The sequence below is a fragment of the Acidovorax sp. genome (assembly GCF_021287135.1).
Classification (GTDB): Bacteria; Pseudomonadota; Gammaproteobacteria; order Burkholderiales; family Burkholderiaceae_C; genus Acidovorax.
In genome coordinates, this window is record NZ_JAJTBB010000002.1 from 13,493 (window position 1) to 29,073 (window position 15,581).

Below are 15,581 nucleotides of genomic sequence, written 5' to 3' on the forward strand. Positions count from 1 at the left end.
CTTGAACTTCTATAGTGAATTCATACCGTTCTTCCGTCAACCGTCCAAGGAGTTTTTTTATGACTTTTCCATGGCAAGACCTCCCCCGTGCCGTGCTGATCGGGGTGGGCGCCACCGCCGTCATGGACGCGTGGCTGGTGCTGCTCCAGCGCCTGGGCGTGCCCACCCTCCACTACGCCTTCATCGGCCGCTGGGTGGGCCACCTCTTGCGCGGCCGGCTCGCCCACGCTGCCATCGCCAAGGCGCAGCCCATCCGGGGCGAACTGGCCTGGGGCTGGCTCACGCACTACGCCGTGGGCGTGGCCTTTGCCACGGCGCTGATCGCCATCCAGGGCACCGGCTGGGCACGCAGCCCCACCCTGCTGCCCGCCCTGGCCCTGGGCGTTGGCACCGTGGCCGCGCCGCTCTTCGTGATGCAGCCCGCCATGGGGTCGGGCTTTGCCGCATCACGCACCCCCACGCCGCTCAGGAACTGCCTGCGCAGCCTGTCCAACCACACGGTCTTCGGGCTGGGTCTTTATCTCTCCGCGCAGGCCATTGCACTGATTTCGCAATGACCCACACCGCGCTTTTCTCTGGAAATCACCCCCTCGCCCACCGCACCATGAAAACCATTGCCATCATCTACCACAGCGCCCATGGGCACACCGAACACATCGCCCGCCACGTGCTGGAAGGCGCCCGCCGCGTTCCCGGCATTCGCGCCGAACTGGTCCTGGCCGACGACCTGGCCCGATCGCCTGACGCCCTGCTGGGCTACGACGGCTTCCTCCTCGGCTCACCCACCTATCTGGGCGGGGTTTCGGGGCCGTTCAAGCGCTTCATGGACGCCACCGGCGGGCTGTGGAAAACCCAGCAGCTCAAGAACAAGCTGGCGGCGGGCTTCACCGTGTCGTCCCTGCCGGCGGGCGACAAGCAATCCACGCTGCTATCGATGTTCGTGTTTGCCATGCAGCACGGCATGGTGTGGGTGGGCAACCCCATCCTGCCAGAGCAGCACAGCGGGGTTCCCTACAACGAGGCCGCCAACCGGCTGGGCTCGTGGTCGGGCCTGATGGCGCAGGCCGGGCACGGCGCGGCAGCCGACGCATTTGTGCCCGGCGACACCAAGACGGCGCAGATGTTCGGCCGGCATTTCGCCGAGACCCTGCAGCGCCTGGGCAGCGCGGCCGCGGCCCCGGTCGCCGAGGTGGTCGTCGCATGATCCCCGCCCGCTACGGCCCGGTGCTGTTCAGCCTCATCCTGTCGGGGGTCATGTCGCTGCTGGTGTCGGGCATCTCCACCTTGCGCACGCTGCCAACGGACCAGAGTTTTCCGGATCTCTGGGCCCGCGCCTGGCTCACCGGATGGGTCGTTGCCTTTCCGGCGGTCATGCTGGCGGCGCCGCTGGCACGCAAGCTCGTGGCGCGGCTGACCGCGTCCGAATGCGGGTGACAGACGCGGCGGCCCTGCGCAGGCGTGTGCCTGCGGCTCTTCACCGTGTCCCACCCGGGCGCCATCGCTCAACGCCTTTCGTTGGCGAAAAGGCGCCCGGCTGCGTTGCCGAGCCCTATACTTTCGCTATTCACAATCGGAATAGCGCTTGCCGCGCTCGCATGCCATGGCTCAAGAATCGTTTCTTTTCGCACACGCCTGTCTGGCTGCGGGCCTCGCAGCAGTCGCCTTCCACCCCGCGCACGCCGACACGGTGCCTGTCGCGGTGGCGGCCAACTTCACGGCCCCCATGCAGAAGATTGCCGCGGCCTTCGCGGCCGACACCGGCCACAAGGCCGAGCTGTCGTTTGGCGCCACCGGCAAGTTCTACGCGCAGATCACCCATGGCGCACCGTTCCAGGTGCTGCTGGCGGCCGATGACACCACGCCCGCCCGCCTGGAGCGCGAGGGCCAGGCCGTGGCCAACACCCGATTCACCTATGCCGTGGGCACCCTCGTGCTGTGGAGCGCGCAGCCCGGCTATGTGGATGCCCAGGGCGCCGTGCTCAAGACCGGGGATTTCAAGCACCTGGCCCTGGCCAACCCCAAGCTCGCCCCCTACGGACTCGCCGCCACGCAGGTGCTGGACAAGCTGGGCCTGACCGCGCAGCTGCAGCCGCGCTTCGTGCAGGGCGAGAACATTGCCCAGACCTTTCAGTTCGTGGCCACGGGCAATGCCCCGCTGGGCTTCGTGGCGCTGTCGCAGGTGATGGAGGACGGCAAGATCCGCACAGGCTCGGCCTGGCAGGTGCCGGCCCACCTGCACGACCCCATCCGCCAGGACGCCGTGCTGCTGCTGCCGGGCAAGGACAGCGCGGCGGCCCGTGCCCTGATGAACTACCTGCGCAGCGACAGGGCGCGGGCCATCATCCAGGCCTACGGGTACAGTTTCTGAAAAGGCCGGCGCCCTGCAGCCGGCCTCCAACCCCTGCATTCACCCATGCCCCTGTTCTCCGGTGCCGACCTGACCGCCATCGGCCTCACGCTGCGACTGGCGGCCACCACCATGGCGCTGCTGCTCGTTCTGGGCACGCCGCTGGCCTGGTGGCTCGCGCACACGCCTTCGCGCTGGCGCGGGGCGGTGGCGGCCCTGGTGGCGCTGCCGCTGGTGCTGCCGCCCACGGTGATCGGGTTCTATCTGCTGATCACGCTCGGCCCCCAAGGGCCTGGGGGGCAGTTCACGCAATGGCTGGGGCTGGGCACGCTGCCTTTCACGTTCTGGGGCCTGGTGGCGGGCTCGCTGATCTACTCTTTGCCGTTTGCCGTGCAGCCGCTGCAGCACGCATTCGAGGCTATGGGCCCGCGCCCGCTGGAAGCCGCCGCCACGCTGGGTGCGGGGCCGCTGGATCGCTTCTTCACGGTCGCGCTGCCGCTGGCCTGGCCGGGCTTTGTCACGGCCGCCATCCTGAGCTTTGCGCACACGGTGGGCGAGTTCGGTGTCGTGCTCATGCTGGGCGGCAACATCCCCGGCGTTACCCGGGTGGTGTCGGTGCAGATCTATGACCACGTGGAGGCGCTGGAGTACGCGCAGGCCCACGGCCTGGCGGCTGCGATGGTGGTCTTCTCGTTTGTGGTGCTGCTGGGGCTGAACCTCACGCGCCGCCGCGCTGCACCGGTGATGCCGTGATACCCGCGCCCATGCCACCGCCGCCCTCCATCCACGCGCAACTGACAGTGGAGCGCCCCGGCTTCACGCTGGACGTGGACCTGCACTTGCCCGGGCGGGGCGTCACCGCCCTCTTCGGCCCGTCGGGCTGCGGCAAGACCACCTGCCTGCGGGCCATAGCGGGGCTCTTGCGTGCCCGCCCAGGCCGTGTGGAGGTGAATGGCGAAGTCTGGCAGGACGACGGCGCCGCCCGGCCCCTGTGGCGCCCCACGCACGAGCGCGGGCTGGGCTATGTGTTCCAGGAGGCCAGCCTGTTCGAGCACCTGAGCGTGAGCAGCAACATCCACTACGGCCTCGCACGAACGCCAGCGGCCCGCCGCACGGTGGCACTGGAGCAGGTGGTGGACCTGCTGGGCATCGCCCCGCTGATGGACCGCCGGCCCGCCGCGCTGTCCGGCGGCGAACGCCAGCGCGTGGCCATCGCCCGCGCCCTGGCCACCAGCCCGCGCCTGCTGCTGATGGACGAGCCGCTGGCCGCGCTGGACGCCGCCCGCAAGGCCGAGGTGCTGCCCTACCTGGAGCGGCTGCACCGCACGCTGGACATCCCCGTGCTGTACGTGAGCCACGCGCTGGACGAAGTGGCGCGCCTGGCCGAGCACCTGGTGCTGATGCGGGACGGCCGCGTGGAGGCCCAGGGCCCCACCCACGCCTTGATCACCCGCCTGGACCTGCCCCTGGCCCACGGCGACGCCGCCGCCACGGTGATCGAAGGCACCCTGCTGCGGCACGACGCGCACGACCACACCACCACGGTCGGCTTTGCAGGAGGCCAGTTGCTGCTGGTGAGCCCCGCGCCGCGCACGCCCGGCGAGCCCCTGCGCCTGCGCGTGCAGGCCCGCGACGTGAGCCTGGCCCTGGCGCGGCCCACCGACACGAGCATCCTCAACGTGCTGCCCGCCACCGTGGTGGAGGTGGCCGACGACAGCCCGGGCCAGCGGATGGTGGCGCTGGACCTGGGGTCCGTGCGGCTGCTGGCGCGTGTCACGCAGCGGTCGGCCCAGGCTTTGGGGCTGGCGCCCGGAACAGCGGTGTTTGCACAGGTCAAGGGCGTTGCCATCGTGAACTGAAAGCCTGCTGCGCGCCCCCGTGCCGGGGTTCGCCGTATCATGCCCGCCAGGACCGGCCGGCATGCCACTGCCTCCCGTCCACCACCCCATGAACGCCGCGCAGCAACGCCTTCTCCGCTACAGCCTGGTCGCCGTCTGGCTGGCCACGGCCTTGGTCAGCGTGTGGGAATTGCACGGCCAAAGCCGCGAGCTGCTGGCGGGCTTGCCGGCGGCCTGGACCACCGGCAGCCTGGCCTGGGTGCCCACGGCCGCCATCCTGGGCGGCGCGGCGGCCGATGGCGTGCTGGGGCTTTGGCTGGCGCTGCGCCCCGGCCGCGCCGCCTATCTCGCAGCACTGGCCCTGATGGCCGCGATGACCGTGCTGGCCACGGCCGTCCACCCCGCCTGGTGGCTCCATCCGTTTGGCCCCTTGACCAAGAACCTGCCGATTGCGGCGATCTTGTGGGTGCTTCTGCTCCAGCCGCAGGCGCCCCGGGCTGCTGCGCGCCAGCCAACTGTCGCTGCGCGTTCATGAAGTTGCGCAGGCTCTGGCGGGCCGCTGCATGCTCCGGCGCGGCGACATTCGGCCGCGGAGGCAGCGGGCACTATCATCGGCCTCCATGCTCATCGAGACGCTGGACACCGCGCGCGACCTGGGACGCCTGAAGGAAATCCTGGGCGTGATGGTGCGCCATGGCTTTGGCGACACCGTGCGCCGCCTGGGCCTCACCGACAAGCTCGAGCGCGCGGGCCAGGCGCTGAACTGGACGCACGCCGCCGACCTGGCCCGGCTGGAGCCGCCCGTGCAGGTGCGGCTGGCGCTGGAGGAGCTCGGACCGGCGTTCGTGAAGTTCGGCCAGATCCTGGCGGGCCGGGCCGACCTGTTCGGGCCGGAGTGGATCGCAGAGTTTGAAAAGCTCCACAGCCACGTGCCTGCCGTGCCGCTGGACAGTCTGCGACCGCAGTTGCGCGAAGACCTGGGCGCCGAGCCCGAAGAGGTCTTCGCCTGGTTCGACACCGCGCCGCTGGCGGCGGCTTCCATCGCCCAGGTGCACCGCGCCCGGCTGCACGACGGCCGCGAGGTTGTGGTGAAGATCCGCCGCCCCGGCATTGCCGACACCATCCAGGCCGACCTGCGGCTGCTGCAGCGCCTGGCCGCCTTGGCCGAGACCGAGTTGCCTGCGCTCAAGCCCTACCGGCCCCAGCAACTGGTGCACGAGTTCGCGCGGTCGCTGCGCCGGGAGCTGGACCTGGCGGGAGAGTGCCGGCAGGCCGAGCGCATTGCCGCCAACATGGCCGCCCTGCCCTACATCGTGATCCCGCGCGTGGACTGGGACCACACGCGCGAGCGCATCAATGTGCAGGATTTCATCGACGGCACGCCCGGCGGTGCGCTGGCGGCACTCACCCCCGAAGCGGGGTTCGACCGCACACTGCTTGCGCAGCGCGGGGCGCGCGCGGTGCTGCAGATGATCGTGCAGGACGGCGTCTTCCACGCCGACCCCCACCCCGGCAACGTGTTCTACCTGCCCGGCAACGGCATTGCCTTCATCGATTTCGGCATGGTGGGCCGCCTGTCGCAGCGCCGCCGCGACGAACTGCTGCAACTGCTGCTGGGCCTGGTGGAGCAGCGGCCCCAGGCGGTGGCCGACGTGCTGCTGGACTGGACGGACAACGGACAGGGCGTCAACATCGGCCAGCTGGAAACGGAGATCGAAGCCTTCGTGGACCAGTACCACGGCGTTCCGCTGGCGCAGCTGAGCCTGGGGCAGATGCTGGCCGACGTGACGGCCATCCTGCGGGAACACCAGCTGGGCCTGCCCTCCGACCTGGCCTTGCTGATCAAGGCCTTCATCTCGCTGGAAGGCATGGGCCGCAACCTGGACCCCGACTTTCACATGGCCTCCGAAGCGCTGCCGCTGCTCAAGGAGGTGGTGCGCAAGCGCTACGAGCCTCGCGTGCTGGCCGGCCGCGCCTGGACCACGCTGCGCCGCGCGCTCACCACCGTGGAGCAGTTGCCCGACGACCTCGGGCGGCTGCTGCGCAACGCGCGGCGCGGGCGCCTGCAGGTCAGCATCGACCTGGCCCACCTCAAGCGCGTGGGCGACCAGATCGACCGCTCAGCCAACCGGCTGGCCATGGCGCTGGTGATTGCGGCGCTGATCATCGGCTCGTCCATCGTGATGACCGTGAAGGGCGGCCCCACGCTGTTCGGGCTGCCGGCGTTTGGCTTCCTGGGGTTCACAGGGGCCGTGGTCTGCGGCCTGTGGCTGGTGCGGGCCATCTGGCGCAGCAGCCATCATCGGGATGATGAGTGAGAAGCGGCGGGCGCTGCGCCTGTCCGAAAAAGCCACACGCCGTGCCGCCCCACCAGGCCGGCGGACGCGGCGTGTGAACACAAAATCAACGCCCGCAGGGCGCCAAGGATCCTCGGCACGAACCAACGTGCCGTGCGCATCTGCGGGCTCGGCGGTCTGCCGCGCAAGCGCAAAACCTCGCAATCGCGCCGGCTATGGCTGCGTCTTGCGCCCTGCAGCCCCCCCGATCCGCGGCGCACACTTTCCCCTCGATCCGTGCAGAGGGTCCCTGGCGCTCAGGGCGCTGCAAACCCCAGCCGCCGCAGCACCGCCTGGGCCGACGGTTGCTGCAGTGCCTGGGCAAAGGCCTGTGCTGCCGCCGGCGCATCGGCTCGCACCGTCAGGCCATAGGCTGCGCCCACCTGCAGCGCCGGGGGCAACTGCACCACGCGCAAACGCGGCACCTCGGCCTGCGCGGCCACGGCATTGGTGCAGTAGGTCAGGAACACGTCGGCTTGACGCTGCTCCATGACCCAGGCATAGGTGCCCCGGCCTGCTGGCGGCTGGGGCGAATCGGCGCCGCCCGTGAGCTTCAGTGCCTTGGCATCCAGCAGCGCGTAGGCGCCGGGCTGCAACTGGTCGGCCCGGCGGAACAGCGCCCAGGCGTAGTCGCCCGAGGGGTCGGCCTTGGGGGTGGAGGTGCCTACGCGCACGCCACTGCGCAGCAAGGTGGCCAGCAGGGTGTCGGGGGTGGCGCTGATCTGGTCGCTGGTCAGCGCACACAGCGCATTGCGCGTGAACACCCTGGGGGTCGACCAGCCGCCCCGGGCCGCCAGGCGCTGGGGGTGCTCCGTGTCGGCCGAGGCGAAGACCTGCGCCGGCTCGCCCTTCTCGATGCGCTCGCGCAGCAGGCCTGAGGCGCCGAAGGTCAGCGCCACCTTCTGGCCCGTGCGGGCCTCGTGGTCGCGCGCGATCTCGGTGAAGGCCTCGCGCAGGCTCCCCGCCGCGTGGACCTGCACGGGGGCTGCGTCCACCACGGAGACTTTGGCCGGGCCCGCCGAGCAGCCTGCCAGCGCCCACGCGGCAGCGGCTGCCACGGCCACCAGAGAACGTCGATCCATGGCGCCGCTCATTTCGCCGCGTTGGGGAAGAACAGCTGCTCCCCACCGATCTTGTAGTTGGCGATGACCTGTTGGCCCGCGGGCGACACAACCCAGTCCACAAACTTCTGTGCGTCCTGCACCTTCACGTGGGGATGCTTGGCCGGGTTCACCACCATCACGCCGTACTGGTTGAAGAGCTTGGTGTCGCCTTCGACCAGAATGGCCAGGTCGGCGCGGTTCTTGAAGTTGAGCCATGTGCCCCGGTCGGCCAGCACATAGGCGCCGCTCGATGCGGCAATGTTCAGCGCGGGCCCCATGCCGCAGCCGCATTCCTTGTAGCCGCTGCCCTTGGCCGCCTCGGCCCCCGCCAGCTTCCAGTAGCGCAGCTCGGCCGCGTGCGTGCCGCTCTTGTCACCGCGCGAGACAAAGTTGCCGTTGGCCGCCGCCAGCTTGCGCAGCGCCGCGACGATGTCCTGGCCCTTCGCACCCAGCGGGTCGTCCTTGGGGCCGACCAGGACGAAGTCGTTGTACATCACGGGGTAGCGCTTGACGCCCCAGCCTTCGGCCACGAACTTCTCCTCCGCTGCCTGGTCGTGCACGAACAGCACGTCGGCATCGCCGCGGCGTCCCATGTCCAGGGCCTGGCCCGTCCCCAGGGCCACCACCTTCACGTCCAGGCCGCTGGCCTTCTTGAATTCCGGCATCAGGTGGCCGAACAGGCCGGACTGCTCGGTCGACGTGGTCGAGGCCATGGTGATGCTCTGCGCCCACACGGAGCCAGACGCTACCAAAACAATAGCTGCCAGCGCTTTAGGCACAAGCCCTGCAGCCGAAAAACACTTGAAATTCATACCAACTCTCCTTTGACAAACAGACGGGCGGCCTCCGGCAGGGGGCCGTTGAAGAAGTCGTGCACGGGCAGGTCGGCCACCAGCCGCCCGTGCTCCAGATAGATCACGCGGCTGGCCAGGCGCTTGACCTGGCCCAGGTTGTGGCTGCTGAACACCATGGTGACGGGGTGGGCGGGCCCTCGCGCGCCGTGGCCTGCGGCGAAGTCGGCCATCAGGGCCTCCACCTCGCGCTTGGCATGGGGGTCCAGGCTGGCCGTGGGCTCGTCCAGCAGCAGCACATCGGGCTGCAGCGCCCAGGCGCGGGCCAGCGCCACCCGCTGCTGCTGCCCACCGGACAAGGTGCGGGCGTTCTGCGCGGCAATGCCTGCCAGGCCCACCCGCGCCAGGGCGGCCAGCGCCCGTGCGCGGGCCTCTCGCCAGCGCGTGCCGCGCAGCCACAGGGCCAGCGCCACGTTGTTCTGCGCGCTGGTGCGCAGCATGTGCGGGCGCTGGAAGAGCATGGCCTGGCCCAGCGCGGATTGGCACTGGAAGCCACCCCCCGTGGCATCGGCCAAGCCGTGGAGCACGCGCAGCAGCGTGCTCTTGCCGCTGCCGTTGGCCCCCACCAGGGCCACGCGCTCGCCCGCGGCAATGCGCAGCGTGATCTGGTCCAGCGCGCGCACGGCGCCGTAGCGCACCGACACCTGCTGCAGGTCCACCCAGGCGGCGGGCGAAGCCTGCGTCATGCCGCCACCCCGACCGGCGTGCCGGAGGCGGCGCCGTCCACCCGCTCGCGCCAGCGGCGCAGCAGGCCCACCAGCACGTTGAGCGCCAGCACCACCGACAGCAGCACCAGCCCCAGCGCCAGCGCCAGCGGCAGGTCGCCTTTGCTGGTTTCCAGCGCAATGGCCGTGGTCATCACCCGCGTGAAGCCGTCGATGTTGCCGCCCACGATCATCACCGCACCCACCTCGGAAATGGCGCGGCCGAACGAGGCGATCAGCACGGTGAGCAGCGCGTAGCGCTCATCCCAGGCCAGCAGCAGGCTGCGCAGCAGCGGGCCGGCCCCCAGCGAGCGCAGTTGCTCGCCGTGCGCCCGCTCGGCGTCTTCCACCACCTGGCGCGTCAGGGCCGTGACCACCGGCAGCACCAGCAGCGCCTGGGCGAGCACCATCGCCTTGAAGCTGAACATCCACCCCAGCGCCCCCAGCGGCCCGCTGCGCGACAGCAGCAGGTACACCACCAGGCCCACGACCACGGACGGCACGGCCAGCAAGGTGTTGAGCACCGCCAGCGCCGCCCCCCGGCCGGCAAACCGGGCCACGGCCAGCCAGGCGCCCAGCACCAGGCCCACGCCGCACGCCATCAGGCACGCGGTCGCGCTGACCGACAAGGAGCGGCCCACAATGGCCCAGAGGGTGGGGTCGAGCGAGAGGGTGAGTTGCAGCGCTGTGTTCGCGCTTTCGGACAAGGTGGACATCGGCAGGCGGGGGGATGGGCTATCGTAGGCACCCTGTCAATATCCAGCGATATGAACACTTGTGCATAGGGTCCAGCTTCACTACACGCTCAGCCGCGATGCGGGCGACGCACTCATCCGCAACCCCCTGCCCGAGATGCTCCAGGCGGTGGCCGAACACGGTTCCATCTCCGGCGCGGCGCGCGCCCTCGGCCTGTCGTACCGCCATGTGTGGGGCGCGCTCAAGCGCTGGGAGGAGCAGCTGGGCGGCGAGCTGATCATTTGGGGCAAGGGCCAGGCGGCGCAGCTCAGCGCCTTTGGCAGCAAGCTGCTGTGGGCCGAACGGCAGGCGCAGGCGCGGCTGGCCCCGCAGATCGCCGCACTGCACGCCGACCTGGAACGCGCCTTCGCGGTGGCGTTTGACGAACACGCCCACGTGCTCACCCTGTACGCCAGCCACGACGATGCGCTGGTGGCGTTGCGGGCGCACGCGGCCGCGCAGTCGGACGCCGACGCGCCGCTGCACCTGGACATCCGGTTCACGGGCAGCGTGGACGCCATCCGCGCCCTGAATGAAGGCCGCTGCACCTTGGCCGGCTTTCACACGGTGGAGCAGCCCGCGGCCCTGTCGCTGACCGCGCGCACCTACAAGCCGCTGTTGCAGCCGGGGCTGCACAAGATCATCGGCTTTGCCCGCCGCACGCAAGGCCTGATCCTGGCGCCCGGCAACCCGCTGGGGCTGGCCAGCCTGGCCGATGTGGCCCGCACCGGCGCGCGGTTCGTGAACCGGCCCCTGGGCTCGGGCACGCGTGTGCTGCTGGACGACCTGCTGGCCCAGGCCGGCCTGGACGCCCAGCACATTGCGGGCTACACGCGCGACGAGCCCTCGCACACGGCCGTGGCGCAGGCCGTGGCCGCGGGCACGGCCGACGTGGGCATGGGCATCGAGCTGGCCGCGCGCGCCCGCGGGCTGGGCTTCGTGCCCCTGCTGCAGGAGCGCTACCACCTGGCCTGCCTCAAGGCCAGCCTGGACCAGCCCGCAACCCAGGCGCTGCGCACGCTGCTGCAGACGCCGGCCTGGCACGCCCAGATGGCCACCCTGGCCGGCTACACCCCGCTGCACTGCGGCGAAGTGCTGGCCATGAGCCGGGTGCTGCCGTGGTGGCGTTTTGCGCAAAAGAAGGACGGCGCCCGCGCCGGCAACATGCACGGGAGCGCTAGGAACAAACCCTAATTGCTAGCATTTCAATAGCTAAAGAACCAATGTCTGACAAGGGATAACACCGTCACGCATCCGTCAGGGTCCGCCTACAGTGCTCCGTAGAATCGCGCCGTTGTAAAAGTTTGTCCGGCCCTGCGCCTACCCTGCGCGCGCCGGCCTATCGCATGCACAGCCTTTTTTTGGAGACACCATGCAGGCTCTATTGAAGTTATCCAGAGGGATCGACTGGCTTAACACCCAGGTCGGCAAATACGTGGTCTGGTTGATCCTGGCCTCCACCGTCATCAGCGGCGTGAACGCCGTGGTGCGCAAGGCCTTCAACACCAGTTCCAACGCGTTCCTGGAAGTGCAGTGGTACCTGTTTGCCGCCTCGTTCCTTCTGGCCGCAGGCTACACGCTGCTGCAGGGTGAGCACGTGAAGGTGGACGTGGTCTCCAGCCGGTTTTCCAAGCGCACGCAGATCTGGATCGACGTGTTCGGCTACATCGTGTTCCTCACGCCCATGTGCCTGGCCGTGCTCTGGTACGGCATTCCCTTCTTCACCCGCGCCCTCGCGTCGGGCGAGATGTCGAACAACGCGGGCGGCCTGATCCGCTGGCCGGTGTACCTGATGATGCCGCTGGGCTTCGCTCTGCTGTGGCTGCAGGGCATCTCCGAGCTGATCAAGCGCCTGGGCTTCCTGCAGGGCCTGATCGAGGACCCGACGGTCAAGAAGGTGGAAAAGACGGCAGAGGAAGAGCTGGCTGAATCCATCCGCAACCTGGCTGAGGCCGCCAAGGGCAACGGCAAGAACAACAACAAGACCGAAGCCGTCTGAGGGAAGCGCACGCCATGGAATTCATCGCACACAACCTCGCCCCGATCATGTTCGCGGGGCTCATCTGCTTCTTGCTGATCGGCTTTCCCGTGGCCTTCAGCCTGGGCGCCTGCGGCCTGTTCTTTGCCTTCATCGGCATCGAGCTGGGCGTGCTGCCCGAAGCGCTGCTGCAGGCCGTGCCGCTGCGCATCTTCGGCATCATGCAGAACGACACCCTGCTGGCCATTCCGTTCTTCACGCTGATGGGGCTGATCCTGGAGCGAAGCGGCATGGCCGAGGACTTGCTGGACACCATCGGCCAGCTGTTCGGCCCCATCCGCGGCGGCTTGGCCCTGGCGGTGATCTTCGTGGGCGCGCTGCTGGCCGCCACCACGGGCGTCGTTGCTGCCTCGGTGATCTCCATGGGCCTGATCTCGCTGCCCATCATGCTGCGCTATGGCTACGACCGCCGCCTGGCAGCCGGGGTGATCGCCGCCTCCGGCACCCTGGCCCAGATCATTCCGCCGTCCCTCGTGCTGATCATCATTGCGGACCAGCTGGGCCGCAGCGTGGGCGACATGTACAAGGGCGCATTCCTGCCCGGCCTGATGCTGACCGGCTTCTACGCAGGCTATGTGATCCTGCTGGCCATCTTCAAGCCCCAGTGGGTGCCTGCGCTGCCGCCCGAGGCGCGCACGCTCAAGGACGACAACGGCAAGAGCGGCGTGCCATCGCTGCTCGTGCTCACCGGCATCTGCGTGGCCGCTTCGATCTATGTGGCCAAGCACATGGCGGCCCTGCACAGCTGGTGGTCGGGCGAAGCCGTGGAAACGGTAGCGCTGGACGAAACCATCGTGGTCTCCATGTGCTTCGGCGTGGCGCTGGCTTTCGTGGCCGCAAGCATCAACAAGATCACCCGCCTGGGCCTGCTCTCGCGCGTGGCCGAGCGCGTGACCTTCGTGCTGATCCCGCCGCTGCTGCTGATCTTCCTGGTGCTGGGCACCATCTTCCTGGGCGTGGCAACGCCCACCGAAGGCGGCGCCATGGGCGCCCTGGGCGCCGGCATCATGGCCATCGCGCGCGGCCGGCTGTCGATGGCCCTGCTCAAGCAGGCCATCACCACCACGACCAAGCTGTCGTGCTTTGTGGTGTTCATCCTTGTGGGCGCCACCATGTTCGGCCTGACCTTCCAGGGCGTGGACGGCCCGCTGTGGGTGGAGCACCTGCTGTCCAGCCTGCCCGGCGGCCAGCTGGGCTTCCTGATCGTCGTGAACATCATGGTGTTCTTCCTGGCGTTCTTCCTGGACTTCTTCGAGCTGTCCTTCATCGTGGTGCCGCTGCTGGCCCCGGTGGCAAACAAGCTGGGCATCGACCTGATCTGGTTCGGGGTGCTGCTGGCCATCAACATGCAGACCTCGTTCATGCACCCGCCGTTCGGCTTTGCCCTGTTCTACCTGCGCAGCGTGGCACCGGTCAGGGAGTACATGGACAAGGTCACCAAGAAGATGATCGCGCCCGTCACCACCCCGCAGATCTACTGGGGGGCCATCCCCTTCCTGGTCATTCAGCTGACCATGGTGGCGCTGGTGATTGCCTTCCCCGGCATCGTCTCCAGCGGCCTGGACAAGGCCGAGGTGTACGACCTGGACAAGGTGCGCATGGAGATGGAAGCCACCATGCCGGGCGCCATGCCCGAAGCGGCCGACCCGACAGCCGGCATGGATGGCTCGGCCGCTCCGGCGCCCGCAGAAGCGCCCCCTGCGGCGGATGACCCGCTCAAGGCCCTGCAGGACTCCATGGCCAACGACAAGAAGTGACCCGGGATGCCCGGAGACCTGTTGATCTGAGTCTCCGGTGACCCGCACCGAGCGCGCCACGCACGGCGCCACCAACCTCCGCAGATGGGACACCACTGCGGAGGTTTTTTGTGCCCGCCTGAAGGAGCCAGCAGCGCCGCGTATGTTTTACCGTGGTCGCCCCTGGCCCCGGCCACTCACTCCACCACGCAAAAGACCGTGGTGGGCACGAGCGAGAGCGCTCCAAGTGCCGGGGTGCGCGGGGGCATCAGCCCGCTGGAATCCGCCCCTGCTGAGCGTTGCGCAGGACATGGACAAGCTCATCAGCCCGAACGGCTGCGAGGCGGGTGGTACGTGGGCCGTGAGAAGGACAGCGACTCAACAAAACGCCTTCCGTTCACACCGTGCTGCGGGTCAAAACGCTTCCCGAAGCCCCGGCAGAGCCCCAACGGATGCGGGAGCGTGGACACCTGGTTCATCATGCTGAGCCCGCCGCTGCGCGGCGCAGGCCCCCGCCAGTCTGACGGGCGCCCCCCCTGCACCCATAAAAAAACCCGCCGTCGGAAGACAGGCGGGTTTCCAGCAGAGAAGAGAAGCGGGATGGCAGCTTGCACCGCCACCCCATCCACTCGGTCAGAGCTTCTGCGACGACATGAACGAGTCGTAGCGGGCTTCGGCAAAACGGAACCAGAGCACCTGGTCGCGCTGGAAGGCACGCATGTCGGCGTAGATCTTCTTCCACTCGGGGCTCTTGGCATCGTTGGCCGCGAAGACTTCCATCGAGGCCTTGAACGAAGCGTCCATCACCGCCTGCGAGAACGGCAGCACCTTGGTCTTGGCCGCCACCAGCTGCTTCAGGGCCGTGGGGTTCAGCGCGTCGTACTTGGCCAGCATGTCCACGTGGGCCACGTTGGTCGCGGCTTCGATGATGGCCTTGTTCTCGGCAGACAGGCCGTCGAAAGCCTTCTGGTTGATGAAGAAGTCCACCTCGGGGCCGCCTTCCCACCAGCCGGGGTAGTAGTAGAACGGTGCCACCTTGTTGAAGCCCAGCTTCTGGTCGTCGTACGGACCCACCCATTCGCAGGCGTCCAGCGTGCCCTTTTCCAACGACTGGTAGATTTCACCGCCAGGAATGCTCTGGGGCACGGCACCCAGCTTTTGCATGACCTCGCCCACCAGACCACCGCCCAGGCGCATCTTCAGACCCTTGAAGTCGGCAGGGCTCTTGATTTCCTTGCGGTACCAGCCACCCATCTGGGTGCCGGTATTGCCACCGGCAAAGCTGATGGCGTTGAAGTTGGCGTAGAACTCGTTCATCAGCTTGCGGCCATTGCCATGCATCATCCAGGCATTCATCTGGCGCGCGTTGAAGCCGAAGGGAATGGCCGAACCCAGCGCAAAGGCAGGGTTCTTGCCGTAGAAGTAGTACGGCACTGTGTGGCACATCTCGACCGTGCCGCTTTGCACGCCATCGAGCACGCCGAACGGAGGCATCAGCTCGCCGCCCGCATGCACCGAAATTTCAAACTTGCCACCCGACATGGCTTTGACCGCCTTGGCAAACACATCGGCGCCGCCATAGATGGTGTCCAGCGATTTGGGGAAGCTGGAAGCAAGGCGCCAGCGAATGGCGGCCTGGGCATGCACAGCAGGTGCCACGCCAGCTGCGAGCACGCCAGCAATACCAGCACGCTGGATGAGTGAACGACGATCCATATGGTTTTCTCCGAAGGTATGTTGCACAACACGCGCCACACCACATTGCTATCACGCGGCAGGCCATGGACTTGTGGAAGCCGTGGCCATTGTAGGAACCACCCCCGTCAAGCCCGTGAGGGTTTCCCCGCAAAAACGCCCGCGCGCAGGCGGGCGTTCAGGCTTCTGCAAGCATCA

At 68.4% G+C, this 15,581-nt stretch carries 16 protein-coding genes; 11 read left to right on the plus strand and 5 right to left on the minus strand.

What is annotated here, in order from left to right:
- The first annotated feature begins 59 nt into the window (after positions 1-59).
- The 8 genes from LWW96_RS00170 to LWW96_RS00205 all read left to right on the plus strand — a co-directional run bounded on the left by LWW96_RS00170 (position 60) and on the right by LWW96_RS00205 (position 6,503).
- Positions 60-557: a DUF2938 domain-containing protein gene (locus LWW96_RS00170; RefSeq protein ID WP_291483501.1), complete on the plus strand. Its 498-nt coding sequence runs from the start codon at positions 60-62 to the stop codon at positions 555-557.
- 47 nt (positions 558-604) lie between these two features.
- Positions 605-1,204, plus strand: coding sequence for a flavodoxin family protein (locus LWW96_RS00175; protein ID WP_291483503.1), 600 nt, complete (start codon positions 605-607; stop codon positions 1,202-1,204).
- Positions 1,201-1,434 carry a DUF2798 domain-containing protein gene (locus tag LWW96_RS00180; RefSeq protein ID WP_291483505.1) on the plus strand — a complete coding sequence of 78 codons (234 nt, stop codon included), beginning with the start codon at positions 1,201-1,203 and terminating at the stop codon, positions 1,432-1,434. The genes LWW96_RS00175 and LWW96_RS00180 overlap by 4 nt, the downstream gene beginning before the upstream one ends.
- Before the next feature lie 166 nt (positions 1,435-1,600).
- Entirely contained in the window at positions 1,601-2,368 is a 768-nt protein-coding gene (gene modA / locus LWW96_RS00185) for a molybdate ABC transporter substrate-binding protein (protein WP_291483507.1), read from the plus strand.
- A 45-nt stretch (positions 2,369-2,413) separates the two neighbouring features.
- A complete protein-coding gene (gene modB / locus LWW96_RS00190; protein ID WP_291483509.1) occupies positions 2,414-3,100 on the plus strand; it encodes a molybdate ABC transporter permease subunit in 687 nt (228 codons plus the stop codon).
- Positions 3,101-3,111: 11 nt separating this feature from the next.
- Entirely contained in the window at positions 3,112-4,206 is a 1,095-nt protein-coding gene (gene modC / locus LWW96_RS00195; RefSeq protein ID WP_291483511.1) for a molybdenum ABC transporter ATP-binding protein, read from the plus strand.
- A gap of 88 nt (positions 4,207-4,294) precedes the next feature.
- Positions 4,295-4,720, plus strand: a complete 426-nt coding sequence (locus LWW96_RS00200; protein ID WP_291483531.1) for a DoxX-like family protein — start codon at positions 4,295-4,297, stop codon at positions 4,718-4,720.
- Between the two features lie 85 nt (positions 4,721-4,805).
- Positions 4,806-6,503, plus strand: a complete 1,698-nt coding sequence (locus tag LWW96_RS00205) for an AarF/UbiB family protein (RefSeq protein WP_291483513.1) — start codon at positions 4,806-4,808, stop codon at positions 6,501-6,503.
- A 275-nt stretch (positions 6,504-6,778) separates the two neighbouring features.
- On the opposite strand, the gene LWW96_RS00210 is transcribed toward LWW96_RS00205, so the two are convergent.
- The 4 genes from LWW96_RS00210 to LWW96_RS00225 are packed head-to-tail and all read right to left on the minus strand — an operon-like array spanning position 6,779 to position 9,895.
- On the minus strand, positions 6,779-7,603 hold the full coding sequence (locus LWW96_RS00210; RefSeq protein ID WP_291483515.1) for a molybdate ABC transporter substrate-binding protein: 825 nt from the start codon (positions 7,601-7,603) through the stop codon (positions 6,779-6,781).
- 8 nt (positions 7,604-7,611) lie between these two features.
- The gene (locus LWW96_RS00215) at positions 7,612-8,436 is read right to left on the minus strand and encodes an extracellular solute-binding protein (protein WP_291483516.1); all 825 of its coding nucleotides are present in this window, start codon (positions 8,434-8,436) and stop codon (positions 7,612-7,614) included.
- Positions 8,433-9,161: an ATP-binding cassette domain-containing protein gene (locus tag LWW96_RS00220; protein WP_291483518.1), complete on the minus strand. Its 729-nt coding sequence runs from the start codon at positions 9,159-9,161 to the stop codon at positions 8,433-8,435. Before LWW96_RS00220 ends, LWW96_RS00215 begins: the two co-directional genes overlap by 4 nt.
- Positions 9,158-9,895, minus strand: a complete 738-nt coding sequence (locus LWW96_RS00225; protein ID WP_291483520.1) for an ABC transporter permease — start codon at positions 9,893-9,895, stop codon at positions 9,158-9,160. The genes LWW96_RS00220 and LWW96_RS00225 overlap by 4 nt, the downstream gene beginning before the upstream one ends.
- Before the next feature lie 61 nt (positions 9,896-9,956).
- Here LWW96_RS00225 and LWW96_RS00230 point away from each other — a divergent pair, with 61 nt between their 5' ends.
- The 3 genes from LWW96_RS00230 (at position 9,957) to LWW96_RS00240 (ending at position 13,709) form a co-directional block, all read left to right on the plus strand.
- Complete coding sequence (locus tag LWW96_RS00230; RefSeq protein ID WP_291483522.1) at positions 9,957-11,108, plus strand: substrate-binding domain-containing protein; 1,152 nt, start codon at positions 9,957-9,959, stop codon at positions 11,106-11,108.
- Positions 11,109-11,286: 178 nt separating this feature from the next.
- Positions 11,287-11,913, plus strand: coding sequence for a TRAP transporter small permease subunit (locus tag LWW96_RS00235; protein ID WP_291483523.1), 627 nt, complete (start codon positions 11,287-11,289; stop codon positions 11,911-11,913).
- A 14-nt stretch (positions 11,914-11,927) separates the two neighbouring features.
- Positions 11,928-13,709 (plus strand): TRAP transporter large permease subunit, encoded by a 1,782-nt coding sequence (locus LWW96_RS00240; protein ID WP_291483525.1) that lies wholly within the window; start codon positions 11,928-11,930, stop codon positions 13,707-13,709.
- Between the two features lie 612 nt (positions 13,710-14,321).
- Here the strand turns inward: LWW96_RS00240 and LWW96_RS00245 are convergent.
- A complete protein-coding gene (locus tag LWW96_RS00245) occupies positions 14,322-15,404 on the minus strand; it encodes a TRAP transporter substrate-binding protein (RefSeq protein ID WP_291483527.1) in 1,083 nt (360 codons plus the stop codon).
- Between the last annotated feature and the right edge of the window lie 177 nt (positions 15,405-15,581).

Coding starts and splice junctions, on each gene's coding strand:
- LWW96_RS00215 (WP_291483516.1), bottom strand. CDS start 8,436: ATGAATTTCAAGTGTTTTTCGGCTGCAGGGCTTGTGCCTAAAGCGCTG.
- modC (WP_291483511.1), top strand. CDS start 3,112: ATGCCACCGCCGCCCTCCATCCACGCGCAACTGACAGTGGAGCGCCCC.
- LWW96_RS00200 (WP_291483531.1), top strand. CDS start 4,295: ATGAACGCCGCGCAGCAACGCCTTCTCCGCTACAGCCTGGTCGCCGTC.
- LWW96_RS00175 (WP_291483503.1), top strand. CDS start 605: ATGAAAACCATTGCCATCATCTACCACAGCGCCCATGGGCACACCGAA.
- LWW96_RS00240 (WP_291483525.1), top strand. CDS start 11,928: ATGGAATTCATCGCACACAACCTCGCCCCGATCATGTTCGCGGGGCTC.
- LWW96_RS00210 (WP_291483515.1), bottom strand. CDS start 7,603: ATGGATCGACGTTCTCTGGTGGCCGTGGCAGCCGCTGCCGCGTGGGCG.
- LWW96_RS00170 (WP_291483501.1), top strand. CDS start 60: ATGACTTTTCCATGGCAAGACCTCCCCCGTGCCGTGCTGATCGGGGTG.
- modA (WP_291483507.1), top strand. CDS start 1,601: ATGGCTCAAGAATCGTTTCTTTTCGCACACGCCTGTCTGGCTGCGGGC.
- LWW96_RS00220 (WP_291483518.1), bottom strand. CDS start 9,161: ATGACGCAGGCTTCGCCCGCCGCCTGGGTGGACCTGCAGCAGGTGTCG.
- LWW96_RS00245 (WP_291483527.1), bottom strand. CDS start 15,404: ATGGATCGTCGTTCACTCATCCAGCGTGCTGGTATTGCTGGCGTGCTC.
- LWW96_RS00180 (WP_291483505.1), top strand. CDS start 1,201: ATGATCCCCGCCCGCTACGGCCCGGTGCTGTTCAGCCTCATCCTGTCG.
- modB (WP_291483509.1), top strand. CDS start 2,414: ATGCCCCTGTTCTCCGGTGCCGACCTGACCGCCATCGGCCTCACGCTG.
- LWW96_RS00225 (WP_291483520.1), bottom strand. CDS start 9,895: ATGTCCACCTTGTCCGAAAGCGCGAACACAGCGCTGCAACTCACCCTC.
- LWW96_RS00205 (WP_291483513.1), top strand. CDS start 4,806: ATGCTCATCGAGACGCTGGACACCGCGCGCGACCTGGGACGCCTGAAG.
- LWW96_RS00235 (WP_291483523.1), top strand. CDS start 11,287: ATGCAGGCTCTATTGAAGTTATCCAGAGGGATCGACTGGCTTAACACC.